37 protein-coding genes and 2 tRNA genes are annotated in these 23,855 nt (G+C 59.8%); 33 read left to right on the top strand and 6 right to left on the bottom strand.

Annotated features, from left to right (window positions below; genetic code table 11):
- Positions 1-50 precede the first annotated feature (50 nt).
- Complete coding sequence (aptA, locus tag G502_RS0108655) at positions 51-1,403, bottom strand: omega-aminotransferase AptA (RefSeq protein WP_022728271.1); 1,353 nt, start codon at positions 1,401-1,403, stop codon at positions 51-53.
- Positions 1,404-1,546: 143 nt separating this feature from the next.
- Here aptA and G502_RS0108650 point away from each other — a divergent pair, with 143 nt between their 5' ends.
- On the top strand, positions 1,547-2,113 hold the full coding sequence (locus G502_RS0108650) for a cupin domain-containing protein (RefSeq protein WP_022728270.1): 567 nt from the start codon (positions 1,547-1,549) through the stop codon (positions 2,111-2,113).
- Between the two features lie 30 nt (positions 2,114-2,143).
- Here the strand turns inward: G502_RS0108650 and G502_RS0108645 are convergent, their stop codons facing one another.
- Positions 2,144-3,019 (bottom strand): TrmH family RNA methyltransferase, encoded by an 876-nt coding sequence (locus G502_RS0108645; protein WP_026989241.1) that lies wholly within the window; start codon positions 3,017-3,019, stop codon positions 2,144-2,146.
- A 159-nt stretch (positions 3,020-3,178) separates the two neighbouring features.
- On the opposite strand from G502_RS0108645, the gene G502_RS0108640 reads away from it, so the two are divergent.
- The 31 genes from G502_RS0108640 to G502_RS0108490 all read left to right on the top strand — a co-directional run bounded on the left by G502_RS0108640 (position 3,179) and on the right by G502_RS0108490 (position 19,561).
- A tRNA-Tyr gene (locus G502_RS0108640) sits at positions 3,179-3,263 on the top strand.
- A gap of 47 nt (positions 3,264-3,310) precedes the next feature.
- A tRNA-Gly gene (locus G502_RS0108635) sits at positions 3,311-3,384 on the top strand.
- Between the two features lie 111 nt (positions 3,385-3,495).
- A complete protein-coding gene (tuf, locus tag G502_RS0108630; protein WP_022728268.1) occupies positions 3,496-4,686 on the top strand; it encodes an elongation factor Tu in 1,191 nt (396 codons plus the stop codon).
- Between the two features lie 74 nt (positions 4,687-4,760).
- A complete protein-coding gene (rpsJ, locus tag G502_RS0108625; RefSeq protein ID WP_022728267.1) occupies positions 4,761-5,075 on the top strand; it encodes a 30S ribosomal protein S10 in 315 nt (104 codons plus the stop codon).
- A gap of 4 nt (positions 5,076-5,079) precedes the next feature.
- On the top strand, positions 5,080-5,880 hold the full coding sequence (rplC, locus tag G502_RS0108620; protein WP_022728266.1) for a 50S ribosomal protein L3: 801 nt from the start codon (positions 5,080-5,082) through the stop codon (positions 5,878-5,880).
- Positions 5,881-5,882: 2 nt separating this feature from the next.
- Entirely contained in the window at positions 5,883-6,503 is a 621-nt protein-coding gene (rplD, locus tag G502_RS0108615; RefSeq protein ID WP_022728265.1) for a 50S ribosomal protein L4, read from the top strand.
- The gene (locus tag G502_RS0108610; RefSeq protein WP_022728264.1) at positions 6,500-6,832 is read left to right on the top strand and encodes a 50S ribosomal protein L23; all 333 of its coding nucleotides are present in this window, start codon (positions 6,500-6,502) and stop codon (positions 6,830-6,832) included. Before rplD ends, G502_RS0108610 begins: the two co-directional genes overlap by 4 nt.
- A gap of 3 nt (positions 6,833-6,835) precedes the next feature.
- Complete coding sequence (gene rplB, locus G502_RS0108605) at positions 6,836-7,672, top strand: 50S ribosomal protein L2 (RefSeq protein ID WP_022728263.1); 837 nt, start codon at positions 6,836-6,838, stop codon at positions 7,670-7,672.
- A 12-nt stretch (positions 7,673-7,684) separates the two neighbouring features.
- Complete coding sequence (rpsS, locus tag G502_RS0108600) at positions 7,685-7,963, top strand: 30S ribosomal protein S19 (RefSeq protein ID WP_022728262.1); 279 nt, start codon at positions 7,685-7,687, stop codon at positions 7,961-7,963.
- A 5-nt stretch (positions 7,964-7,968) separates the two neighbouring features.
- The gene (rplV, locus tag G502_RS0108595; protein ID WP_022728261.1) at positions 7,969-8,349 is read left to right on the top strand and encodes a 50S ribosomal protein L22; all 381 of its coding nucleotides are present in this window, start codon (positions 7,969-7,971) and stop codon (positions 8,347-8,349) included.
- A 1-nt stretch (position 8,350) separates the two neighbouring features.
- Positions 8,351-9,040, top strand: coding sequence for a 30S ribosomal protein S3 (gene rpsC, locus G502_RS0108590; protein ID WP_022728260.1), 690 nt, complete (start codon positions 8,351-8,353; stop codon positions 9,038-9,040).
- A 32-nt stretch (positions 9,041-9,072) separates the two neighbouring features.
- Positions 9,073-9,492 (top strand): 50S ribosomal protein L16, encoded by a 420-nt coding sequence (gene rplP / locus G502_RS0108585; RefSeq protein ID WP_022728259.1) that lies wholly within the window; start codon positions 9,073-9,075, stop codon positions 9,490-9,492.
- A gap of 3 nt (positions 9,493-9,495) precedes the next feature.
- Complete coding sequence (gene rpmC / locus G502_RS0108580) at positions 9,496-9,699, top strand: 50S ribosomal protein L29 (RefSeq protein ID WP_022728258.1); 204 nt, start codon at positions 9,496-9,498, stop codon at positions 9,697-9,699.
- A 13-nt stretch (positions 9,700-9,712) separates the two neighbouring features.
- A complete protein-coding gene (gene rpsQ / locus G502_RS0108575) occupies positions 9,713-9,964 on the top strand; it encodes a 30S ribosomal protein S17 (protein WP_022728257.1) in 252 nt (83 codons plus the stop codon).
- 11 nt (positions 9,965-9,975) lie between these two features.
- The gene (rplN, locus tag G502_RS0108570) at positions 9,976-10,344 is read left to right on the top strand and encodes a 50S ribosomal protein L14 (protein WP_022728256.1); all 369 of its coding nucleotides are present in this window, start codon (positions 9,976-9,978) and stop codon (positions 10,342-10,344) included.
- The gene (gene rplX, locus G502_RS0108565) at positions 10,344-10,667 is read left to right on the top strand and encodes a 50S ribosomal protein L24 (protein WP_022728255.1); all 324 of its coding nucleotides are present in this window, start codon (positions 10,344-10,346) and stop codon (positions 10,665-10,667) included. The genes rplN and rplX overlap by 1 nt, the downstream gene beginning before the upstream one ends.
- Before the next feature lie 15 nt (positions 10,668-10,682).
- Entirely contained in the window at positions 10,683-11,225 is a 543-nt protein-coding gene (rplE, locus tag G502_RS0108560) for a 50S ribosomal protein L5 (protein WP_022728254.1), read from the top strand.
- A 21-nt stretch (positions 11,226-11,246) separates the two neighbouring features.
- Positions 11,247-11,552: a 30S ribosomal protein S14 gene (gene rpsN, locus G502_RS0108555; protein ID WP_022728253.1), complete on the top strand. Its 306-nt coding sequence runs from the start codon at positions 11,247-11,249 to the stop codon at positions 11,550-11,552.
- A gap of 13 nt (positions 11,553-11,565) precedes the next feature.
- A complete protein-coding gene (gene rpsH / locus G502_RS0108550) occupies positions 11,566-11,964 on the top strand; it encodes a 30S ribosomal protein S8 (protein ID WP_022728252.1) in 399 nt (132 codons plus the stop codon).
- Positions 11,965-11,977: 13 nt separating this feature from the next.
- Positions 11,978-12,511, top strand: coding sequence for a 50S ribosomal protein L6 (gene rplF / locus G502_RS0108545; RefSeq protein WP_022728251.1), 534 nt, complete (start codon positions 11,978-11,980; stop codon positions 12,509-12,511).
- Entirely contained in the window at positions 12,511-12,873 is a 363-nt protein-coding gene (gene rplR, locus G502_RS0108540) for a 50S ribosomal protein L18 (RefSeq protein WP_022728250.1), read from the top strand. Before rplF ends, rplR begins: the two co-directional genes overlap by 1 nt.
- A 19-nt stretch (positions 12,874-12,892) precedes the next feature.
- On the top strand, positions 12,893-13,462 hold the full coding sequence (rpsE, locus tag G502_RS0108535; protein WP_022728249.1) for a 30S ribosomal protein S5: 570 nt from the start codon (positions 12,893-12,895) through the stop codon (positions 13,460-13,462).
- 6 nt (positions 13,463-13,468) lie between these two features.
- Positions 13,469-13,687: a 50S ribosomal protein L30 gene (rpmD, locus tag G502_RS19360; protein ID WP_022728248.1), complete on the top strand. Its 219-nt coding sequence runs from the start codon at positions 13,469-13,471 to the stop codon at positions 13,685-13,687.
- Between the two features lie 85 nt (positions 13,688-13,772).
- Positions 13,773-14,267: a 50S ribosomal protein L15 gene (rplO, locus tag G502_RS0108525; RefSeq protein ID WP_022728247.1), complete on the top strand. Its 495-nt coding sequence runs from the start codon at positions 13,773-13,775 to the stop codon at positions 14,265-14,267.
- Positions 14,268-14,301: 34 nt separating this feature from the next.
- Complete coding sequence (gene secY / locus G502_RS0108520; RefSeq protein ID WP_022728246.1) at positions 14,302-15,654, top strand: preprotein translocase subunit SecY; 1,353 nt, start codon at positions 14,302-14,304, stop codon at positions 15,652-15,654.
- Positions 15,651-16,223: an adenylate kinase gene (locus tag G502_RS0108515; RefSeq protein ID WP_022728245.1), complete on the top strand. Its 573-nt coding sequence runs from the start codon at positions 15,651-15,653 to the stop codon at positions 16,221-16,223. Before secY ends, G502_RS0108515 begins: the two co-directional genes overlap by 4 nt.
- Before the next feature lie 153 nt (positions 16,224-16,376).
- Entirely contained in the window at positions 16,377-16,754 is a 378-nt protein-coding gene (gene rpsM, locus G502_RS0108510) for a 30S ribosomal protein S13 (protein ID WP_022728244.1), read from the top strand.
- A 15-nt stretch (positions 16,755-16,769) separates the two neighbouring features.
- Positions 16,770-17,162, top strand: a complete 393-nt coding sequence (gene rpsK, locus G502_RS0108505) for a 30S ribosomal protein S11 (RefSeq protein WP_022728243.1) — start codon at positions 16,770-16,772, stop codon at positions 17,160-17,162.
- Between the two features lie 154 nt (positions 17,163-17,316).
- The gene (locus G502_RS0108500) at positions 17,317-18,333 is read left to right on the top strand and encodes a DNA-directed RNA polymerase subunit alpha (protein ID WP_022728242.1); all 1,017 of its coding nucleotides are present in this window, start codon (positions 17,317-17,319) and stop codon (positions 18,331-18,333) included.
- Between the two features lie 116 nt (positions 18,334-18,449).
- Positions 18,450-18,878 (top strand): 50S ribosomal protein L17, encoded by a 429-nt coding sequence (gene rplQ / locus G502_RS0108495; protein WP_022728241.1) that lies wholly within the window; start codon positions 18,450-18,452, stop codon positions 18,876-18,878.
- A 98-nt stretch (positions 18,879-18,976) separates the two neighbouring features.
- Positions 18,977-19,561 carry a biotin transporter BioY gene (locus G502_RS0108490; RefSeq protein WP_022728240.1) on the top strand — a complete coding sequence of 195 codons (585 nt, stop codon included), beginning with the start codon at positions 18,977-18,979 and terminating at the stop codon, positions 19,559-19,561.
- Between the two features lie 56 nt (positions 19,562-19,617).
- Here the strand turns inward: G502_RS0108490 and speE are convergent, their stop codons facing one another.
- The 4 genes from speE to pncA all read right to left on the bottom strand — a co-directional run bounded on the left by speE (position 19,618) and on the right by pncA (position 22,074).
- Positions 19,618-20,466 carry a polyamine aminopropyltransferase gene (speE, locus tag G502_RS0108485; RefSeq protein WP_022728239.1) on the bottom strand — a complete coding sequence of 283 codons (849 nt, stop codon included), beginning with the start codon at positions 20,464-20,466 and terminating at the stop codon, positions 19,618-19,620.
- A 15-nt stretch (positions 20,467-20,481) separates the two neighbouring features.
- The gene (gene speD, locus G502_RS0108480) at positions 20,482-21,006 is read right to left on the bottom strand and encodes an adenosylmethionine decarboxylase (protein ID WP_022728238.1); all 525 of its coding nucleotides are present in this window, start codon (positions 21,004-21,006) and stop codon (positions 20,482-20,484) included.
- 90 nt (positions 21,007-21,096) lie between these two features.
- Positions 21,097-21,375: a YrhK family protein gene (locus tag G502_RS0108475; protein ID WP_022728237.1), complete on the bottom strand. Its 279-nt coding sequence runs from the start codon at positions 21,373-21,375 to the stop codon at positions 21,097-21,099.
- A 42-nt stretch (positions 21,376-21,417) separates the two neighbouring features.
- Entirely contained in the window at positions 21,418-22,074 is a 657-nt protein-coding gene (gene pncA, locus G502_RS19355; protein WP_022728236.1) for a bifunctional nicotinamidase/pyrazinamidase, read from the bottom strand.
- Between the two features lie 90 nt (positions 22,075-22,164).
- On the opposite strand from pncA, the gene G502_RS0108465 reads away from it, so the two are divergent.
- Positions 22,165-23,850 (top strand): thiamine pyrophosphate-binding protein, encoded by a 1,686-nt coding sequence (locus tag G502_RS0108465; protein WP_022728235.1) that lies wholly within the window; start codon positions 22,165-22,167, stop codon positions 23,848-23,850.
- Positions 23,851-23,855: the final 5 nt, after the last annotated feature.

The raw sequence follows: 23,855 nt of genomic DNA, 5'->3' as shown, positions 1-23,855 counted from the left end.
AAAGAATGTCCCGGCCAAACGGCCGGGACAAAACTGCATGAGGGTCTGCCTCAGTCCAGGTTTTCCAGGACCTCCTGCAGGATCGTGTACATCTGATCGATCTGCGGCTTATCGACGATCAGCGGAGGTGACAGGGCAATGATATCGCCGGTCACGCGGATCAGCAGGCCCTTGTCAAAGCAGCGCTTGAAGGCCTCGTAGCCACGCGCACCGGGCGCACCGGGACGTGCTTCAAGTTCAATGCCGGCAATGAGGCCCAAGTTTCGCAAGTCGATGACATGGCGCGTGTCCTTCAGGGAGTGCACCGCCTCTTCCCAGTAGGGGGCGAGTTCGGCGGCCCTGTCGAAAAGGCCTTCCTCGTTATAGACGTCCAGCGTCGCCAGGCCGGCTGCGGCGGCAACCGGGTGGCCGGAATAGGTGTAGCCATGGAAGAGCTCGATCGTGTTTCCGCTTTCGTCGGCCCAGTCCATGAAGGCGTCGTAGATGCCCTTGCGGCAAATCACGCCCCCCATGGGAATGACACCGTTGGTCAGCCCCTTGGCGCAGGTGATGATGTCGGGCTGGACACCGAAGTATTCCGTGGCAAACGGCTTGCCAAGGCGGCCGAAGCCGGTGATCACCTCGTCGAAGATCAACAGGATGCCGTGCTTGTCGCAAATCTTGCGCAGTCGCTGCAGGTAGTCCTGCGGCGGGATCAGCACACCGGTCGAACCAGCGACCGGCTCGACGATCACCGCTGCAATGGTGCTGGCGTCGTGAAGCTGGACCATGCGCTCCAGCTCGTCGGCCAGATGCGCGCCCCAGGCCGGCTGGCCGCGTGAAAAGGCGTTGTGCTCCAGGTTGTGCGTATGCGGCAGGTGGTCGACACCATTCATGAGCGGGCCGAAGAACATGCGGTTCTTCACGATGCCACCCACGGAGATGCCGCCGAAGCCGGTGCCGTGATAACCACGCTCGCGCCCGATCAAGCGGGTGCGGGCCGCATCACCGCGCACGCGGTGATAGGCCAGTGCAATCTTCAGAGCGGAGTCTACGGCCTCGGAGCCGGAATTGCAGAAGAAGACATGCTCGTAATCGCCCGGCAGCATCGCACGTATGCGTGATGCCAGCTCGAATGGAAGCGGATGACTGACCTGGAAGGAGGGGGCATAATCCAGATGAGCCACGGTCTGCTGGACCGCCTCGACGATCTTCTCGCGCCCATGTCCGGCATTGCAGCACCATAAGCCAGCCGTGCCGTCCAGGATCTGGCGTCCATCCACGCTGGTATAATGCATGTCCTTGGCCGAGGTCACCAGCATGGGGTCCTTCTTGAACTGCCGGTTCCAGGTGAACGGCATCCAGTAGGATTCCAGACTGTTCGGTGTGGCGTCCGCATTGACGCTCAGGGCTGTGCCGTCCATGACGATCCTCCATGTTCGCAAACTGAATTGCCGGCACGATAGCATGATAAGGAAAATTGACAAAATATCTTTCGTGCTTGGTTTATCTCGTCAATAATCACGAGAACGTTAAATATACTTGACACAATAAAGTGAGATCCACCATGGACGGCCTGGAAGACGATGATCCCGGTGTGGGGCAACGCCTCAGGAATCTCAGGCAGATGCATGATCTCTCTCAGCGAGAACTGGCCAAGCGGGCCGGTGTATCGAATGCGGTCATCTCGCTGATCGAACAGAACAAGAGCAGCCCTTCGGTCGGCATGCTGAAAAGGGTGCTGGCCGGTTTTCCCATAAGTCTGGCTGATTTCTTCAGCCTGGGACAAACCCCGCGCAGCCGCATTTTCTATCGGGCCGAGGAACTCTTTGAGATTGCCGGGGGCGACATAAGCTATCGTCAGGTGGGCCGGGACCTGCGCGGGCGTGCCATGCAGGTGCTGCACGAACGCTACGCACCCGGTGCCGATACCGGAGAGGCCCTGTTGCGTCATGACGCCGAGGAGGCCGGCGTCGTCATACGCGGTGCGCTCGATGTTACGGTCGGTGACCAGAGACAGCTATTGAAGGAAGGGGAGGCCTTCTATTTCGACAGCCGCGTTCCGCACCGTTTCCGCAACCTGGGTGACGAGACCTGCGAGGTGATCACGGCCTGCACGCCCCCCAGCTTCTGACCCTTGCAAGGGGCCAGGTTCTCCTTGGCCTTACACAGGCGATGTGCGCGCAAGCAGCTCGTAGAGCGCGACGGCGGCGGCATTCGACACGTTCAGATCCTGCAGGGCGCCCGGTGCGGGCAGGCGGACCAGCAAGTCGCAGCGTTCCCGCGTCAGGCGGCGCAGGCCAGGTCCCTCCGCGCCCAGGCAGAGCACCAGCTTCTCTGGCAACTCCGCCTCGGGCAGGGTGGCGGGGGCTTCCGATGCCAGGCCGAAGACCCAGAACCCGGCTTCCTTCAAGCGGTCCAGACTGCGTGCCAGATTGATCACCTGGATATAGGGAACGCTCTCGAGCCCTCCACTGGCTGACTTGGCCAGTGTTCCTGTTTCGGCTGGCGCATGGCGTTCCGTATTCAGGACGGCCGCTCCACCGAACACGGCTGCCGAACGCAGGATGGCACCCACATTGTGGGGATCGCTGACCTGGTCCAGGGCCACAATGACCTGCCGGCCCGGTGGCAGCGGCTCGAGTATGTCCTCAAGATCCTTTGCTGGAAGCGGGTCGGCATGCACTGCAATACCCTGGTGTACGGCGCCGGGAGGCAGCCGCTCACTCATCTCGTCTCGGTCCACGCTGCGCGACTCGGGCAGGGACAGGTCATGCCGATCATACAGTGCATTGAGTGCAGTCTGCTGGCCGGCATCGGGCGTCCCCGCCAGCAGCAACTGCCGGCAACGCCTCTTCGGATTGCCCAGAGCGGCCAGGCAGGCATGCCAACCATACAGCCACAGACCGCTTTCCCGCTGCGGTTTGCGCTGGCTGCGAGGGGTTTTGTCACGTCCTGCCGGGGACTGGGCGGCGTTGGCATTCCGCCTGTTCCCGTCCGCGGCAGGACCTGTCGAGAGTTTCTTGCGTTTGCGGCTCATGGTGCTTACTATCAGCCTCAACATAAGGCATGACGCAAGGTTCTTCATCCATCCTGCTTTTCGGCGGGGCGGACAGGGATTTTTCGTCATGTTTACGGTTGACAGGCGGTCTATAAATCAACATAGATCACGGCTCTATCGTGTGCCCGGTGATCCTTTGGAGGAGTGCCCGAGTGGTTAAAGGGGACGGACTGTAAATCCGTTGGCTTCGCCTACGTTGGTTCAAATCCAACCTCCTCCACCATTTCTGGGCCGGAGCACTCGAATAGGAAAGTGGCGGTCGTTCAGTGTGCGGGTGTAGCTCAATGGTAGAGCCCCAGCCTTCCAAGCTGGTGGTGTGGGTTCGATTCCCATCACCCGCTCCAGTTCGCTCCGCGTTGTTCCCGGGTCAGGCGCTGCCTGCCGAATCAGTCGTTGGGCCCTTTGCGGCCTGTACAGGAAGCAAGAAAGTCGGATAGCAGAAAGTCTGGATTAAGATGGCGAAGGCGAAATACGAGCGGACGAAGCCGCACTGCAACATTGGGACGGTTGGTCACGTTGACCATGGTAAGACGACGCTGACGGCGGCGATCACGAAGGTGATGGCGGAGTCTGGCACGGGTCAGGTTATGGCGTATGACGCCATTGACAAGGCGCCTGAGGAGAAGGCGCGCGGGATCACGATTTCGACGGCGCACGTTGAGTACGAGACGGCGAACCGTCACTATGCGCACGTGGATTGCCCGGGTCACGCGGACTATGTGAAGAACATGATCACGGGTGCGGCGCAGATGGACGGGGCCATATTGGTTGTGTCCGCCGCGGACGGGCCGATGCCGCAGACACGCGAGCACATTCTTCTGGCGCGCCAGGTTGGTGTTCCGGCCTTGGTGGTTTACCTGAACAAGTGTGACCAGGTTGACGACGAGGAGCTTCTTGAGCTTGTTGAGCTTGAGGTACGCGAGCTTCTGTCGAGCTACGACTTCCCGGGTGACGACATTCCGATCATCAAGGGGTCTGCGCTGGCGGCGATCGAGGACACGGACCAGAAGCTGGGCCATGATTCGATCATCGAGCTGATGCAGGCGATTGACGACTACATTCCGACACCGGAGCGTCCGAAGGACCAGCCGTTCCTGATGCCGATCGAGGACGTGTTCTCGATTTCGGGTCGCGGGACTGTTGTGACGGGGCGTGTTGAGCGCGGTGTCGTGAAGGTTGGCGAGGAAGTCGAGATTGTCGGTCTGCATGACACGCGGAAGACGACGGTGACCGGTGTCGAGATGTTCCGCAAGCTTCTGGACCAGGGCGAGGCCGGTGACAACATCGGTGCGTTGCTGCGCGGTGTTGGTCGTGATGATGTTGAGCGCGGTCAGGTTCTGGCGAAGCCGGGCACGATCACGCCGCACAGGAAGTTCAAGGCGGAGGCGTACATTCTGAACAAGGACGAGGGTGGCCGTCACACGCCGTTCTTCACGAACTATCGTCCGCAGTTCTATTTCCGTACGACGGACGTGACGGGTGTTGTCACGCTTCCGGAGGGCACGGAGATGGTGATGCCGGGCGACAACGTCTCGATGGACGTGGAGCTGATTGCACCGATTGCCATGGACGAGGGCCTGCGCTTCGCCATTCGCGAAGGCGGGCGTACCGTCGGCGCCGGCGTCGTCGCTTCCATCGTCGATTGAATCAGGTTTTTTGTGTGTACCGGCCGGCCCGTTGCCTAGACATCGGGCCGGCCTCTTTGGACGAGCGCTAAACAATGGATCATCAAAATATCCGTATTCGCCTGAAGGCGTTCGATCACCGGGTCCTGGACCAGTCGACCGGGGAGATCGTGAACACGGCCAAGAGGACGGGCGCGCAGGTGCGCGGACCGATTCCGCTGCCGACCCGAATAGAGCGTTTCACGGTGTTGCGCTCGCCGCACATCGACAAGAAGAGCCGCGAGCAGTTCGAAATGCGGACGCACAAGCGGCTATTGGACATTGTTGACCCGACCCCGCAGACAGTCGATGCGCTGATGAAGCTCGATCTGGCCGCTGGTGTCGACGTCGAGATCAAACTGAAGGGATGATCCGATGCGCACGGGTATTATTGCGCAGAAACTGGGCATGACCCGGATTTTCCGGGAAGACGGAACGCATGTTCCGGTGACCGTTCTGCAGATGGAAGATTGCCAGGTTGTGGCCGTCCGTACCAAGGACAAGGATGGATATACGGCCCTCCAGCTGGGTGCTGGGAAGGCAAAACCGAATCGTGTGTCCAAGCCTGAGCGCGAGCGTTTCGCCAAGGCCAAGGTAACACCGAAGAAGAAGTTGGCCGAATTCCACGTGTCCGAGGATGCTGTCCTGGATGTGGGAACCGAGTTGTCTGCCGGGCATTTCGTGGCCGGCCAGAAGGTCGATGTTGTCGGTACCAGCATCGGCAAGGGCTTTGCCGGTGCGATGAAGCGGCATGGATTTGCCGGGCTGCGTGCCAGCCACGGTGTCTCCGCGGCGCACCGCAGTCACGGTTCCACCGGCCAGATGCAGGATCCGGGCAAGGTCTTCAAGGGCAAGAAGATGGCCGGACAGATGGGAAATCGCCGCGTGACGACCCAGAATCTGGAAGTGGTGGCAACCGACGAGGCCCGCGGCCTGGTCATGGTTCGCGGCGCGGTTCCGGGCGCAGATGGCGGCTGGCTTTTGGTCTCGGATGCGACCAAGGCGACCCTGCCTGAAGGCATTCCCTTCCCGGCCGGCCTTAAGCAGGCTGCCGATGCAAAGGCGAATGGAGGAGCAGAAGCAGCACCCGCCGAGGAGGCACCGGCCACTGAAACGGAAGCGCCTGTTGAGGCAGACATTGCCTCTGAAGGCAATGCAGAGCAGAAGGAGCAGTGACCATGAAGATGAAGGTCACGACTCTCGACAACAAAGAGAACGGCGAAATCGAGCTGAGCGATAGCGTCTTCGGGGTTCCTGTACGCCGTGACGTGCTCGCACGTGCCGTGAATTGGCAGTTGGCCCAACGTCGTGCCGGAACGCACAAGACGCTGACACGCGGTGAAGTCGCCGGTCGCGCCCAGAAGGCCTATCGCCAGAAGGGCACGGGGCGTGCCCGTCGCGGTGACATGAAGACCAATATTATGCGGGGTGGTGGAACCGTTCATGGTCCTTCTCCGCGTGACCATGGTCATGATCTCTCGCGAAAGTTCCGCCAATTGGCCCTGAAGACAGCTCTTTCTGCAAAAGCTGCCGATGGAAAGCTTTCTGTGCTGGACAGCGCCAAGCTGGACAGTCATAAGACTGCTGAGCTAGCCAAGCGCTTTGAAGGCCTTGGCTGGTCCAACACTCTCATCATCGACGGTGCGGAAATCGACGAGATGTTCGCGCGCGCTTCGCGCAACATCCCGATGATCGACGTTCTGCCACAGCAGGGCGCCAATGTTCACGATATCCTGCGCCGCGACAGGCTGGTTCTGACCCGCACAGCGGTTGAAGCGCTGGAGGCGCGACTGAAATGAGCAAGGGACGTGCCCGCACGACAGCAGCTGTGAAGCTGTCCGGCGAACGGATGCACGAAGTCATCCGCAAGCCGGTGATCACCGAGAAGGCCACCCTGGCCGGGGAATACAACCAGGTCACCTTTCAGGTGGCGCTCGATGCCACGAAACCGGAAATCCGGACGGCGGTCGAGACCCTGTTCAAGGTGAAGGTCAAGGCGGTCAATACTCTGCGTCAGCAGGGAAAGACCAAGCGTTTCCGGGGGCGTCCCGGACAGCGTTCCGATTACAAGAAAGCGATGGTCACGCTTGAGGAAGGTCATTCCATCGACGTGACCACGGGGATCTGATCCATGGCGTTGAAGACATATAATCCCGTCACGCCGGGGCGCCGCCAGCTGGTGCAGGTCAACCGGTCCGGCCTCTGGAAGGGTGAGCCCGTCAAGAAGCTGACCGAAGGACTTAGCAAGTCCGGTGGACGCAACAACCTGGGGCGCATCACCTCTCGTCGCATCGGTGGTGGACACAAGCGTACCTATCGCGTGATCGACTTCAAGCGGCGCAAGTTCGATGTGCCGGCGAAGGTCGAGCGTTTGGAGTATGACCCCAATCGCACCGCGTTCATTGCGTTGTTGACCTACGAAGATGGTGAGCAGGCCTATATCATTGCGCCTCAGCGCCTGAGTGAGGGCGATCAGGTCATCGCATCCGACAAGGCAGACGTGAAGCCTGGCAATGCTATGCCGCTGCGCTCCGTGCCGATCGGTACGATCATTCACAACGTCGAGCTGAAACCCGGTAAGGGTGCTCAGCTTGCGCGTTCTGCCGGAACCTATGTCCAGTTGGTTGGGCGCGATGCGGGCTATGCTCTGTTGCGCCTGGCATCCGGAGAGGTTCGCATGGTCCGATCGGACTGTATGGCAAGTGTCGGTGCGGTTTCGAACCCGGACCAGACTAACACCAACCTGGGCAAGGCCGGGCGTAAGCGCTGGATCGGCAAGCGTCCGTCGGTTCGCGGTGTTGCCATGAACCCCATCGACCACCCGCATGGTGGCGGTGAGGGCCGGACCTCCGGGGGGCGCCATCCAGTGACGCCCTGGGGTAAGCCCACAAAGGGTCACAAGACCCGGCACAACAAGACGACCGACGGCCTGATCGTGCGCCGCCGGAAAACGCGGAAGAAGAAGTAAGGAGCCGATAGAATGGCGCGTTCAGTCTGGAAAGGCCCCTTCGTTGACGGCTACCTGCTCAAGAAAGCCGAGACGGTACGTAATTCGGGCCGCAATGAAATTATCAAGACCTGGTCGCGACGCTCGACCATCATGCCGCAATTCGTTGGCCTGACCTTCGGCGTCCACAACGGTCACAAGTTCCTGCCGGTTCTAGTGAACGAGAATATGATCGGTCACAAGTTCGGTGAGTTTGCTCCGACCCGCACCTTCTATGGGCATGCGGCGGACAAGAAGGCGAAGAGAGGTTAAGGGCGATGGGTAAGCTCAAGAGCGAACGCAGCCTGTCCGATAACGAGGCCCTGGCCAGCGCCAGCCTGCTGCGGACCAGTCCGCGCAAGTTAAATCTGGTGGCCGGGATGATCCGCGGGAAATCGGCGGAGCGTGCGCTGTCGGACCTGACTTTTAGCAAGCGTCGCATTTCCCAGGAGGTCAAGAAGGTCCTTCAGGCTGCGATCGCCAATGCGGAAAACAACCATCATCTGGATGTTGACCGCCTGTATGTGGCGGAGGCCTCGGTTGGCAAGGCCTTCATGATGAAACGATTCCGTCCGCGCGCACGTGGTCGTGCGGGCAAACTCTTGAAGCCCTGGAGCCGCTTGCGCGTTGTTGTGCGTGAGCGCGAGGAGAGCGCCTGATATGGGTCAGAAAGTAAATCCGATCGGCCTTCGGGTCGGCATCAACCGTACTTGGGATTCCCGTTGGTTCGCCGGGAAGGAATACGGCAGTTACCTCCACGAGGATTTGAAGCTGCGCGAATTTCTCTACAATCGCCTGCGTCAGGCGGGTGTGGCCCGCGTGATCATCGAGCGTCCGGCCAAGCGTGCACGCATCACGATTCATACGGCCCGCCCCGGCGTCGTTATCGGTAAGAAGGGTGCGGATATCGAGAAGCTGCGCCAGGAATTGCAGAAGATGACGGGTGGCGAGGTCAGCCTGAACATCGTCGAGATCCGCAAGCCGGAGCTGGATGCCAAGCTGGTGGCCGACAATATCGCGCAGCAGCTCGAGCGCCGTGTCGCGTTCCGCCGTGCGATGAAGCGGGCAGTGCAGAACGCCATGCGTCTTGGCGCCCAGGGCATTCGGATCAATTGCGCAGGCCGTTTGGGCGGGGCCGAAATCGCACGTACCGAGTGGTACCGCGAAGGCCGTGTGCCATTGCACACCCTGCGTGCCGACATTGACTACGGCGAAGGCCGCGCAAACACGACCTATGGCACCTGCGGTGTAAAGGTCTGGATTTTCAAGGGTGAAATTCTGGCTCACGACCCCATGGCGCAGGAAAAGCGCCTGAGTGAGAGCCAGAGTGCAGCCCCCGCCCGCCAGTAAGGCGGCCGGTCAAGAGTTAGGGAACGGGAAAGATGCTGTCTCCAAAGCGGACGAAGTATCGCAAGCAGTTCAAAGGGCGCATCCACGGGATGGCCAAGGGTGGAACCGAGTTGAACTTCGGGACGTATGGCCTGAAGGCGACGACTCCGGGACGCGTGTCGGCCCGTCAGATCGAGGCTGCGCGCCGCGCCATCACCCGCCACATGCGTCGTGTCGGTAAGCTCTGGATCCGTGTTTTCCCGGATGTCCCGGTGTCGTCCAAGCCAGCCGAAGTGCGCATGGGGTCCGGCAAGGGGTCACCCGAATGGTGGGCGGCACGCGTGAAGCCCGGCCGTGTGATGTTCGAACTCGAAGGGGTCAACAAGGAAATGGCGCGTGAAGCTTTCCGCTTGGCCTCGACGAAACTGCCGGTGCAGACGCGTTTCGTGACGCGCATCGGTGAGGAGGATTAAGCGATGAAAGCGGAAGATATTCGGGCCAAGAGCCAGGATGAGCTGAAGGAGCAGCTGGTTACGCTGCGCAAGGAAGCTTTCAACCTGCGCTTCCAGCAGGCCAGCGGCCAGCTCGAGAACACCGCGCGGGTGCGGCAGGTGCGCCGTGACATCGCTCGAATCAAGACCGTCTTGCGCGACCGCCAGGCCGCGCAGGCCGCTCAGTAGGAGTTTGTGATCCATGCCGCGTCGTGTGCTGCAAGGCGTCGTCGTCAGTACCAAAACGGACAAGACGGTGACGGTCCTGGTTGAAAGGCGGGTGATGCACCCGCTGTACAAGAAGTTTATCAAGTCGTCCAAGCGGTACCGTGCTCACGACGAGCAGAACCGCTGTCAGGAAGGCGAGCGCGTTCGTATTGTCGAATGCCGACCGATGTCGAAGTCAAAACGCTGGGCCGTCGTAGATGACGGCGCAGGCGCAACCCAGAGCTAGGAGTTGACGTCATGATTCAGATGCAGAGCAATCTCGATGTGGCCGACAACTCCGGTGCGCGCCGCGTCATGTGTGTCAAGGTGCTGGGCGGTTCAAAGCGCAAGTCCGCGGGTGTTGGCGATGTCATCGTGGTGTCCGTCAAGGAGGCCATTCCCCGCGGTCGCGTCAAGAAGGGCGACGTCGTTCGTGCCGTGATTGTGCGGACTGCGAACGATATCCGCCGTCCCGATGGTTCGGTGATCCGTTTCGACAACAATGCGGCGGTCCTGCTCAACAAGCAGAATGAGCCCATCGGAACGCGCATCTTCGGCCCGGTCACACGTGAACTTCGTGCCAAGAAGTTCATGAAGATCGTATCTCTTGCGCCAGAGGTGTTGTGATGGCGAACAAGATGAAAATCCGCAAGGGCGACAAGGTCGTTGTCACCACGGGCAAGAGCAAGAAGCACGTTGGCGAAGTCCTGCGTGTCATGCCCAAGGAAGAGCGCCTGATCGTCCAGGGTGCCAATGTCGTGAAACGGCATGAACGTCAGTCGGCGCAGAGCCAGGGCGGGATCGTCGAGAAAGAGGCACCCATTCACATTTCCAACGTGGCGTTGCTGGATCCGCGCGATGATCGCGCGACCCGCGTCGGATGGAAAACGGTCGAAGGGGGGCGCAAACTCCGTGTTGCGCGCCGCTCCGGCGAAACAATCGATAGCTAAGTAAAGGCGAGTGCGATGACAGCCCGCTTGAAAGAGCACTACTCGAAAGTCGTCAAGCCGCAGCTCAAGGAAGAGTTCGGCTACAAGAACGACATGGAAATTCCACGCCTGGATAAGATCGTGATCAACATGGGCGTTGGCGAAGCCGTGGCGGACAGCAAGAAACTGAAGACCGCGATGGAGGAGCTTGCCCGGATCTCCGGTCAAAGGCCGGTCAGTACCAAGGCGAAGAAGTCGGTTGCCGGCTTCAAGGTTCGCGAGGGAATGGACATCGGCTGCAAGGTCACGCTGCGTGCGGATCGTATGTACGAATTCCTGGATCGCCTGGTGACCATTGCCCTGCCGCGTGTGCGTGATTTCCGCGGGCTGAACGGCAAGAGCTTTGATGGCCATGGAAACTATGCCATGGGCCTGAAGGAACAGATCGTTTTTCCGGAGATCGACTATGATGCTGTCGATGAAATTCGGGGAATGGACATCATCATTTGCACCACGGCCAAGACGAATGCCGAAGCGCATGCTCTGCTGAAGCACTTCGACATGCCGTTCCGAAACTGAACGGCGGAAGGATAAGGACCTATGGCAAAGAAAAGTGCTGTTGAACGTAACAAGAACCGTGCTCGTCAGGCACGCCGCTATGCCGCCAAGCGCGCTGCGCTCAAGGCTATCGTGCATGACAGCAAAAGCGCACCCGAGGAACGCTTCCAGGCGTCCCTGAAGCTGGCGGAGTTGCCCCGCAATTCCGCCAAGGTGCGCATCCGCAACCGCTGCGAGGTTAGCGGGCGTCCGCGCGCGTATTACCGCAAGCTGCGTGTTTCGCGTATCGCGCTGCGTGATCTGGCCAATAATGGACAGATCCCGGGCATGGTGAAGTCGAGCTGGTAGGAGGAACGACGCTATGGCGATGAGCGATCCCTTAGGGGATTTGCTGTCCCGCATTCGCAACGGGCAGCGCTCCAACAAGTCTGTAATCTCGGCGCCGGCCTCCAAGCTGCGAGCCAATGTCCTTGAGGTTCTCAAGCGCGAGGGTTACATCCGTGAGTACCGCAGTTCGGTGGACGATGAAGGTTTCAACGTCCTTGAGATCGAGCTGAAGTATTTTGAAGGTGAGCCGGTTATCCGCGAGATATCGCGTATTTCCAGGCCGGGCCGCCGGGTCTATTCGAAGATCCGTGAACTGCCCCGCTACTACAACGGTCTGGGTATCGCGATTCTCTCGACCCCGCGTGGGGTGATGTCGGATCACGAAGCTCGTGCCGCGAATGTTGGCGGCGAGCTGCTTTGCCGCGTGTTCTAAGGAGTCCTGTTTCATGTCGCGTGTAGGCAAGAATGCGGTGAGCGTACCGAGCGGTGTCGATCTGAAGATCGAAGGCCGGACCGTCACTGCGAAGGGCAAACTGGGTGAGCTGTCTTACGAAACCACCGAGGAAGTCGAGCTGGTTCACGAAGACGATAAGGTCACGGTGAAGCCCGCCAACGACACCAAAAAGGCGCGCGCGCTTTGGGGCACGACACGCGCCCGGATCCAGAACCTGGTCCAGGGTGTTTCGGAAGGCTTCACCAAGTCGCTCGAGATCACCGGCGTCGGTTACCGTGCTGCGGTGCAGGGAAGCAATCTCAACCTGCAGCTCGGTTACAGCCACGACATCAACTTTCCGATTCCGGAAGGGCTGAAGGTGGTATGTGAGCGTCCGACGGCCGTCGCCGTCAGTGGAGCCGACAAGCAGTTGGTCGGTCAGTTTGCTTCGGAGATACGCAGGGCGCGTGGTCCTGAGCCCTACAAGGGCAAGGGTGTGCGCTATGCGGATGAAACGATCCTGCGCAAGGAAGGCAAGAAGAAGTAATGGTGAACGCGAAGCAAAAGCTGGTTAAGCGCTCGCAGCGTGTGCGTGCGAGCCTGCGGCGCAAGTCGAGCGACCGCCCGCGTCTGTCGGTGTTTCGCTCGAGCAAGCATATCTATGCCCAGGTGATCGATGACAAGGCCGGCCGCACTCTGGCTGCTGCCTCGACCATCGACAAGGACCTGCAAGGCAAGCTCAAGACCGGTTCCGATACCTCTGCTGCAAGCGAGGTTGGCAAGCTGGTGGCCGAGCGCGCAAAGAAGGCCGGCGTCGAAAACGTGGTTTTCGATCGCAGTGGGTATCTCTATCACGGCCGCGTCAAGGCGCTGGCCGATGCCGCCCGTGAGGGCGGTCTGTCGTTCTAAGTCAGGGAATAGTGTAGCAATGGCACGTCCGCAGAAAGATGACCGCAGCGCCCGTGGAGAGCGCGAGGATACGGAGATTGTCGACAAGTTGGTCGGCATCAACCGCGTCGCCAAGGTGGTGAAGGGCGGTCGGCGCTTCGGCTTTGCCGCGCTTGTCGTGGTGGGGGACCAGCGTGGTCGCGTCGGTTTTGGCCACGGCAAGGCGCGTGAAGTTCCCGAGGCAATCCGCAAGGCGACAGAATCGGCCAAGCGTGGGATGAAGCGCATACCGCTGCGCGAGGGTCGTACACTGCACCATGACATCGAGGGGAACTTCGGTGCTGGCCACGTGATCCTTCGCGCCGCGCCGGCGGGTACCGGCATCATTGCCGGTGGTCCGATGCGTGCCGTTTTCGAATGCCTGGGTATCCAGGATATCGTGGCGAAATCGGCAGGTACGCAGAACCCCTACAACATGATCCGTGCGACCTTCGATGGACTGCAGCGCATCAATAGCCCCCGCATGGTGGCCCAGCGTCGCGGCAAGAAGGTTAGTGAGGTTATTGGCAAGCGCGAAGACACAGCCGCTTCAGCGCCCGCTCAGGAGTAACCCCTTATGGCAGCCAAGACGACAACCAAGAAGACGGCGAAGAAAGCCACAGGGCGCGTTGTGGTCCAGCAGACGCGCAGTGCTATCGGCCGCACAGAGGACCAGCACGCAACCTTGCGTGGGCTGGGACTTGGCCGGGTCAACCGTAAGCGCGAGCTGGAGGATACTCCGGCAGTGCGTGGGATGATCGGCAAGGTGCGCCACCTGGTGCGCGTGGTCGAGTAACAGACAATCTGGGTGCGACCGTGCCCAGTAGCAGTTTCCGTCAAGAGGTCGGCGCCACTGCGCCGGGAAGTTAAGGAACGTAGAGATGAAGCTGAACGAACTGAGCGACAATCCGGGCGCGCGCCACGCACGCAAGCGCGTCGGTCGTGGAATGGGCTCGGGTCTGGGCAAGACATCCGGCAAGGGCCATAAGGGTCAAAAGGCGCGCAGTGGCGTTTCCATCAAGGGCTTCGAGGGTGGCCAGATGCCGCTCTATCGCCGCTTGCCGAAGCGCGGTTTCAAGAACCTTTTTGCACGTGATTACGTGGAGGTGACCCTTGGGCGCCTGCAGGCCGCCGTCGACGCCAAGCGTCTTGATCCCAAGAAGACGGTGGATGTCGAAGCCATGCGCGCAGCCGGTCTGTTCAAGAAGCCGGGCCGGGACGGCGTCCGCTTGCTGGGCAATGGTGAATTGACAGCGAAGCTGGACCTCAAGGTCGCGGGCGCAACCAAGTCAGCTGCCGCCGCCGTCGAAAAGGCGGGTGGCACCTTGACGGTTGATGCACCCGCTGAGAAGACCGAAAAGCAGGATCAGGACTGAGATCGGATCCGCGCAGACAGGATAGAAGGCACTCATGGCTTCAGCTGCCGAACAACTTGCCGCAAACGTCAATTTCGGCGCCTTTGCAAAGGCAACAGAGCTCAAGAAGCGCATCTGGTTCACGCTGGGTGCGCTGATTGTCTATCGACTGGGTACCTATATTCCTGTTCCGGGTATCGATCCGGCCATTCTGGCAGACATCTTCGAGCAGCAGGCCGGTGGGATCATCGGTGTCTTCGACATGTTCTCCGGTGGGTCCCTGGGGCGCATGACCATCTTTGCGCTCAGCATCATGCCGTACATCTCGGCCTCGATTATCGTGCAGTTGATGACAGCTGTTTCCCCGACGCTTTCCCAGTTGAAGAAGGAAGGTGAGTCCGGACGCAAGAAGATCAACCAGTATACGCGCTATTTCACCGTCGTCCTGGCGGCCTTCCAGGCCTATGGTATGGCGGTAGGTCTGGAGACGATGAACGTCGGTTCCGGATCCGCGGTTATCGATCCTGGCATGGTCTTCCGCATCAGCACCGTGATTACCCTGACCGGGGGCACCATCTTCCTGATGTGGTTGGGTGAGCAGATCACGCAGCGCGGCGTCGGGAACGGAATTTCGCTGATAATTTTCTCGGGCATTGTCGCAAATCTGCCCGGGGCGATCGCGCAATTGCTGGAACTGGGCCGCACCGGGGCAATGTCCACGGCCTTTATCCTGTTCCTGATCGTCATGGCCGTTGCGGTCATCACCTTCATCGTCTTCATGGAGCGTGCCCAGCGCCGCCTGCTGGTCCAGTATCCGAAGCGCCAGGTCGGCAACCGCATGTTTGGCGGTGAGACTTCGCATCTGCCGCTGAAGCTGAATCCCTCGGGTGTCATTCCGGCGATCTTCGCGTCATCACTGCTGCTGATGCCGATGACTGTGGCCGGTTTCTCTGGTGGTGGCGGTGCGGCTGGTCCGGCCTGGCTGGACTGGATCACGACGAACATTTCTCACGGTCAGCCGCTCTATATGGTCCTCTATGCCGGACTGATCATTTTCTTTGCCTTCTTCTACACCGCTATTGTCTTCAATCCGGAGGACACGGCAGATAACCTGAAGAAGAACGGCGGCTTCATTCCGGGCATCCGTCCGGGCAAGAACACCGCACGCTACATCGACTATGTGACGACCAGGCTGGTGACCGTTGGCTCGATCTATGTGGCCCTGGTCTGCCTGTTGCCCGAAGTCCTGATTTCCCAGTATGCCGTGCCGTTCTATTTCGGTGGCACCAGTCTGCTGATCGTGGTTTCGGTCACCATGGATACAGTGGCCCAGATCCATGCTCACTTGTTGGCGCACCAGTATGAGGGACTCATCAAGAAATCGAAATTAAAGGGCAGGCGGGGATGAACATTATTCTTCTCGGTCCTCCGGGGGCTGGAAAGGGAACACAGGCGCAATTGCTGACGGAGCGTCACGGAATTGCACACCTTTCGACAGGGGACATGCTGCGCAGTGCGGTCGCTTCAGGTAGCGATCTGGGACAGCGCGCAAAGAAGATCATGGATGATGGGCAGCTGATGCCCGACGAGTTGATGATCAAGATGATCTCCGAGCGCATCGAGCAACCGGATTGTGCCAAGGGGTTCATCCTGGATGGTTTCCCGCGCACCGTTCCGCAGGCCGAGGCATTGGACACCCTCCTGGAAGGCAAGGGCTTGCCGCTGGGTGCGGTCATCGAGATCAAGGTGAACGAAGAGGAACTGGTCAGTCGGATCGAAACCCGGATCAATGAATCCGAGCAGGCTCGTTCCGATGACACGGTAGATACCCTTAGGCGCCGGCTGGAAGTCTATCGCGAGCAGACAGCTCCGATACTTCCCTACTACCGGGACAAGGGCATACTGAAGACGGTCGACGGCATGAAGCCGATCGATGAAGTGACGGAGCAGATCGAGGGTATCCTGAAGGCTGCATAAAAGGGTCTGCAGGAGTAAAGGCAAGACTTGACCCGGCGGAGGCCGTTCCTATAATCGCGGCTTCCTGGCGCGGGTGCGACCGGGCTGTTTTAGCCTGTTCGATTTGTCCTGTTGTTGGTTTGAACTTGATACAGGTTTTAAGGAGACTGCGGCGTGGCACGTATCGCTGGCGTCAATATTCCTACAGGCAAGCGCGTCCCCATTGCGCTTACCTACATTCACGGGATCGGCCCTGCCAAGGCTAAGGAGATCTGTGAGAAGGTGTCCGTGCCCGAGAGCCGGCGCGTTCATGAAATGACCGACGACGAAGTCGTGCGGGTGCGTGAGACCATTGACCGGGAATACCTGGTCGAAGGTGATCTGCGCCGTGAGGTCGCGATGAACATCAAGCGTTTGATGGACCTGGGCTGCTATCGCGGTCTGCGTCATCGCAAGAACCTGCCGCTCCGCGGTCAGCGTACGCATACAAACGCGCGGACCCGCAAGGGTCCTGCGAAGCCGATTGCCGGCAAAAAGAAAGCGACGAGATAAGGGCGCACAGATATTATGGCCAAACAGCAAACTTCCCGCCTGCGCCGCCGCGAAAAGAAGAACATCACTTCCGGCATTGCGCATGTGAACGCTTCCTTCAACAACACCGTGATCAGCATCACGGATGTCCAGGGCAATGCAATTGCCTGGTCCACGGCCGGCGCACAGGGGTTCAAGGGCTCTCGCAAGTCCACGCCCTATGCCGCCCAGATTGCCGCAGAGAATGCAGGGCGCAAGGCTCAGGAGCACGGTATGCGCACCCTGGAGGTGAACGTAAAGGGACCGGGCTCGGGTCGCGAATCAGCACTGCGGGCGCTGCAGTCCGTGGGCTTCCAGATCACGGCCATTCGCGACGTCACGCCGATCCCGCACAACGGCTGCCGTCCGCGCAAGCGCCGCCGCGTCTGACACTGCTATCTGCGCTTCCTTCAACGGATGGCCGTCGACGGTGTATCGAGCCGCTGTCGACTGCGAGATAGAGGGAAAGCGTTTGAGACACCGCCAGTTCGCGAGAGCTGGTGGGTGTGTTTCAAGAACCCTGCTCGACTCAAGAGGCATATAGATGCTGGAAAAGAATTGGACCGACCTGATCAAGCCGAACAAGCTGGATGTCCAGCCCGGGAGTTCGGCTGAACGTACTGCCAAGATCGTTGCGGAGCCGTTGGAACGTGGCTTTGGGCTGACGTTGGGCAACGCCTTGCGGCGTGTCCTTCTGTCCTCCCTTCAGGGAGCTGCTGTCACCGCGATTCAGATCGATGGCGTTCTGCACGAATTCTCGTCCATTCCGGGCGTTCGCGAAGACGTGACGGACATCGTCCTCAACGTTAAGGCCATGGCACTGCGGATGCATGCCGAGGGCCCGAAGCGCATGCGTCTGCGTGCGGAAGGCCCAGGGGAAGTGACCGCCGGACAGATTGAAGCCGGCGCAGATATCGAGATCATGAATCCCGACCTGGTCATCTGCACCCTGGATGACGGCGCACGTTTCGACATGGAGCTGACCGTCGAGCAGGGTAAGGGCTATGTTCCCGGATCCCAGAACCGTCCTGAGGATGCCCCGATCGGACTGATCCCGGTGGATTCCATCTTCTCCCCCGTGCGCCGGGCGGCCTACAAGGTCGAGAACACGCGTGTTGGTCAGGTCACGGACTATGACAAGCTGACCATGGAAGTTGATACGAATGGCGCGCTGTCGCCTGAAGATTCCGTGGCTTATGCCGCGCGTATTCTCCAGGATCAGTTGCAGCTCTTCATCAACTTCGATGAGCCGCAGGCTCATGACGCGAAAGAAGATGAGGGCGAGCCGCCGTTCAATCGGAACCTGCTCCGCAAGGTGGATGAGCTGGAGCTCTCTGTCCGTTCAGCCAATTGCCTGAAGAATGACAACATCGTCTACATCGGTGATCTGGTTCAGAAATCTGAAGGCGAGATGTTGCGCACACCCAACTTTGGTCGCAAGTCGCTGAACGAGATCAAGGAAGTGCTCGCCCAGATGGGTCTGCATCTCGGGATGGAGATTCCGAACTGGCCGCCAGAGAACATCGAGGAGCTTTCCAAGCGCCTTGAAGAGCCGTACTGACTCGGCTGAGTAATTTTTACAGGGCCGTTCGGGCCCGCCCCATTGTTCCGGATACAGGGCAGTGGGCAGTGCTATCGATCTCGTGCGCGAGATCCGGATGATCAGGAGGAATGGCAATGCGTCACGGTATGGCCCAGCGCAAGCTGAACAGGAAAACACAGCATCGCAAGGCGATGTTCTCCAACATGGCGACCTCGCTCATCAAGCATGAGCAGATCGTTACCACGCTTCCCAAGGCGAAGGAGCTCCGTCGTATTGCGGATCGCCTGATCACTCTGGGCAAGCGCAACAATCTGCATGCGCGTCGCCAGGCAGCGATCACCGTGCGTGACAACAAGCAGCTTCAGAAGCTGTTCGGAGAGCTGGCCGAGCGCTACCAGAGCCGCAATGGCGGCTACACACGCGTGCTCAAGGCGGGTTTCCGTTATGGCGACATGGCACCGCTTGCGGTCATCGAGCTGGTTGATCGGAATCCCGATGCCAAGGGCCAGGATTCAGGCCCGACGCAGTTTGCCGACGAGGATGAGGACGAAGAAGACAGCTGAGCTGTCCCAGTTATCTGATGAAAATCCCCGCTGGAATGCTTTCCTGCGGGGATTTTTTTGCCTGGATTTTACTGTGAACGAAATCAAGGGAGTGGAAGATGGCAGATACTTCTAGGATCGCACCAACACTGGCACAGACGATCTGGCCTGCATCAGGCGGGGGGGTTTCCCTGCCGCGCGCGTTGGTGCTCATGTTGGCCGGTACTCTGGTCCTGGCTATTTCCGCCAAGGTTCAGGTGCCTTTCTGGCCGGTCCCGGTCACGATGCAGAGTCTTGCTGTCCTTGTAATAGGCATGAGTTTTGGACTGCGCCTGGGAGCCGCGACACTGGCGCTCTATCTGGCCGAGGGTGCTGTCGGGCTCCCGGTCTTCGCATCAGGCGCAGGACTGGCCTATCTCGCGGGTCCCACGGCCGGGTATCTCATCGGTTTCGTGGCGGCGGCCGCTGTCGTTGGCTGGCTGGCCGAACGGGGCTGGGACCGGAATATCTGGCTCAGCATGATGGCCATGACTCTGGGCACAGTTATCCTGATGGGCAGCGGTGTTGCCTGGCTTGCCACGCTTATCGGATTTCATCAGGCACTTGCCAGTGGGTTCACGCCCTTCATCGCAGGCGGCATCCTGAAGATCGTCCTGGGTGCACTGATGCTGCCGTCCGTCTGGAAGCTGATCGAACGTCGCTGAGTACAGCTTCTGAAAAGTGAAGAGGCGGCTCGAAAACTTTGGAGCCGCCCCTTTACCTAATCCTTCATCAAGCGCGAAACCCTTGGGGGCAGGGCAAAGGCGCCCTTGTGAATGTCAGGCGTATAGTAACTGGTTTGCAGAGCCTGATCGGAATAGCGTTCCCGCAGGATCTCCACGGGCGTATTTCGATGCTCCGGAGCATTGCTGGCCCAGCCGAAGGCCATGGGACCGCCGCTGTAGGTTGGCACGGTGGCCAGATAGAAGGTCATATCCTCGAACAGCTTAGAGAGGATGCGGTGGCCATTCGTCAATTCGTCACTTTGAAGATAGGGCACGCCATTCTGCGTGATCAGGATGCCGCCCGGATTCAGGCAACGCCGGCAGTTGCGATAGAACGCTTCCGAGAAGAGCACCGCGCTCGGCCCGACAGGGTCGCTTGAATCCACGATGATCACGTCGAATCGCCTGTCCGTCTGTTCCACGAAGGCATAGCCGTCTCCGACGATGACTTCTGCCCTGGGATGATCGAAGGCCCCGTCGGATAGCTCTGGCAGGTATTCCTTCGACAGCTCGATGACATGGCTGTCGATCTCGACCATCGTGGCCTTGTCCAGGGGGTGTTTCACGGCTTCACGCAGTGTTCCGCCGTCACCGCCGCCTATGATCAGGATATTGCGCGCATTGCCATGGGCGAGCAGGGGGACATGTACCAGCATCTCGTGATAGATGTGGTTGTCCCCCGTGGTCGTCTGAATAATGCCGTCGAGGGCCAGAACCTTGCCAAAAGCCGCATTCTCGAAGATCACCAGGTCCTGGTGCTCCGTTTTCTCTCTGTAGAGTTCATGCGCTATGGTGAAGAACTGGCCGTAATCCTGGTGCAGGGCCTCTTGATAGACCTGCTTCATGGGATCACTCCTCCCTCATCCGATCACGCCGCGACGGTGCTCGCCAACCTCGATGGATCCCGGCTTGAAAGAGCTTTCCAGCACGCTGATTGCCTTGCTTGGCTCGGCATCTCCGCACATGAAGATGTCGATGGCGGCATAGCCGCACTCTGGCCAAGTGTGAATCGAGATGTGGCTTTCCGCCAGCACCGCAACGCCTGAGACGCCTCCATTGGGAGTGAAGTAATGGAGGTCGATGTTCAGCAGCGTTGCACCGGCCGCTTCCGTGGCCTGACGCAGGCTTTCCTCCACATGACCCAGCTCGTCCAGGCGGCTGGCATCCCACAGGTCAATGATCAGATGGGTCCCCGCAAAGCGTTGGCCATCCTTTTCGATGAAATGGTCCAATCGGTTCGCATCAAACAGCGAATCAATGCGCGAGCCGTCGGCATGGTAATCGTTTGCCACGCCGGTATGCGGAATTTCCTGTTCGGTTTCGGGGTCTGGGGTCCGCAGATCCAAGTCCATCACCGATTCGGAAAGGGCAGTCAGTGTCTTCAAGGCAAGTCCCCTTCGTAACAGCAGATGAACCCAGCCAGCGCTTGCGCTTTCGGGTGAGAGGCAGGGACATGGGCTATTATGACTTTGAGTTCAAGAGTTTTTTGAAGCTTGCGCCTGATGAATGCGTTTTTGTCTGTGCAACTCGTGAATCAGGCGGATGAAGGGCTTGGCAGCAAAGAGAATGCTGCCGATCAGGAACAGCCAAGTGCCGTCATAAAGCAGGCTTTGATAGAAGAAGAATATGCTGCCGACGACAAAACAGATCCCGCAGCCCATGTCGGCCGTCAGATGGATCCAGAAATAGTACTGACGCAGTTCTTCCAACTGGGCGTCCAGCTCGCGCTGAAACCCGTTCAGCCGTTCGGTCATGGCGTGCCCCCTTTCTTACAGTGTGGTGCTTTTCTCAGTCTGTCACGCCCCTTGCACGGCTTGCAGGATGGTCGCGGATTCGGTCACCACGACGCCCTTGTCCTCCATCTCCCAAAGGGCGGCTTCCTTGGAGCCGTTGAGGTCGATGGCAGCCGTGGCGTCCTTGACCAGGACAACCTCGAAACCTTCGCGGCGTGCGTCCAGGGCGGAGTAGTAAACACAGAAATCAAGCGCCAGACCGGCCAGGAACAGCCGGGTGATACCGCGCTCGTTCAGGTAACCGGTCAATCCCGTGGCCGTTTCCCCGTCGTTCTCGTAGAAGGCGGAATAGGAATCGATCGCCTTTCGGAAGCCTTTGCGGATGATGAACTGGCAGGCGTCCAGTTGGAAGTCTTCATGAAAGGCTGCGCCGCGGCTTCCCTGCACACAGTGATCGGGCCAAAGGATCTGGGTGCCATAAGGCATCTCGGTCGTCTCGAAGGGGGCCTTCCCCTCGTGCTGGCTGGCGAAGGAACCATGTCCGGCCGGGTGCCAGTCCTGGGTCGTCCCCACGTTGGCAAAGGCCGGGATCAGGCGATTGATGACGGGGACCACACGATCGCCCTCAGAGACTTCGAGGGCCCCGCCCGGGCAGAAGTCATACTGCAAATCAACGGCCAGAAGCAGGTCCCTGTTCGGATCCGGTGTGATGTCGTTCATGGGCACTCCCGCTTTTCCATCCGTGCGTGACTTGTCAGCCATCGTTGCGCATGATCCGGGCAAACAACAGCTATCAGTACAGAGATAACCATGAAATCCAACGAACTGAAGACCGGTGGTGAAATCCTTGTCAATTGCTTGCGCCTGCATGGCGGCAAGCATGTCTTCTGTGTCCCTGGCGAAAGCTATCTGGCGGTACTGGACGCCCTGCATGACGCGCCGGACATGAAGGTGACGGTTTGCCGTCAGGAAGGCGGGGCTGCCATGATGGCGGACGCCTATGGCAAGCTGACCGGTGAGCCGGGCCTCTGTTTCGTGACACGCGGACCTGGTGCGGCCAATGCGACGGCCGGCCTGCACATCGCCCAGCAGGATTCCACGCCAATGATCCTGTTCATCGGACAGGTTGCCCGCGGCGACATGGAACGCGAAGCCTTCCAGGAAATCGATTATCGCCGCATGTATGGCGAGATGGCCAAGTGGGTCGCGCAGATCGATGACGCAGCGCGCATCCCCGAGTTCATCAGCCGGGCCTATTACACGGCCACCAGTGGACGTCCAGGCCCTGTAGTCCTGGCCCTTCCAGAGGATATGCTTTGTGACACGGTGCGGCAACTCGACAGCGCCCCCTACCAGAAGGTCGAGGCGCACCCGGGTGACTGCGAGATGCAACGCTTGCAGGGCTTGTTGAATGAGGCCGAGCGCCCACTGGTTCTCGTGGGCGATGGCAAGGACCCGCAGACACGAGCCGATCTGGAAAGCTTTGTCGAAACCTGGGATCTGCCCGTGGGCGCGGTCTTCCGGCGTCAGGACTGTTTTGACAACATGCACGACAATTATGTCGGTGACGTCGGCATCGGGATCAATCCGGCCCTGGCGGCGCGGGTACGTGAAGCGGACCTTCTGCTAGTAATGGGTGCGCGCCTTGGCGAAATGACCACCAGTGGGTACAGCCTGGTGGGCATTCCGCAGCCTCAGCAGAAGCTGGTCCACATCTATCCCGGGGCCGAGGAACTGGGACGTGTCTACCAGCCGGAACTGGCCATACTTTCGTCGATACAGTCGGCTGCACGGGCTTTGGCCGCGTTGAAGCCAGCCAGCACGCCAAAATGGCGGGAGCAGACCCGGCAGGCGCGGCAGGAATACCTGGCCTGGTCCGAGCCGCCACAGGTGCAGGGATCGCTCCAGATGGGCGAGATCATGGACTGGCTGCGCACACGTCTGCCAAGAGAAACTGTGGTCTGCAATGGTGCGGGGAACTATGCCGGCTGGGTTCATCGTTTCCACCGCTACAGCGGCTGCTATACGCAACTTGCCCCGACATCGGGCTCCATGGGCTATGGAACGCCGGCGGCAGTGGCTGCCAAGCGGGCCTTCCCGGAACGTCCCGTGGTCGCCTTTGCGGGGGATGGCTGTTTCATGATGCATGGGCAGGAGCTGGCCACGGCCATGCAGTACGACCTGCCGATCATCGTGATCGTGGTGAACAACGGCATGTACGGAACCATCCGGATGCATCAGGAGCGCGAGTATCCGGGGCGCGTCAGTGCAACGGACTTGAAGAATCCCGCGTTTGCCGAACTGGCCAGGGCTTACGGCGCGCATGGTGAGTTGGTGGAACAGACCGAAGCCTTCGCGCCTGCATTCGAGCGTGCATGGACAGCAGGTCGACCGGCTCTGATAGAGTTGCGCCTGGATCCGGAGGTCATCAATCCCGCAAAGACCTTGAGTGAAATACGTACGGAAGCCCTGGAACGCATGAAAGCCGGCGCCTGAGCGTG

Source organism: Fodinicurvata sediminis DSM 21159, assembly GCF_000420625.1.
In the GTDB taxonomy this organism is placed as follows: Bacteria; Pseudomonadota; Alphaproteobacteria; order Kiloniellales; family DSM-21159; genus Fodinicurvata; species Fodinicurvata sediminis.
The sequence above is the reverse complement of the archived record's forward strand: the minus strand, read 5'-3'. Positions and strand labels throughout refer to the sequence as shown.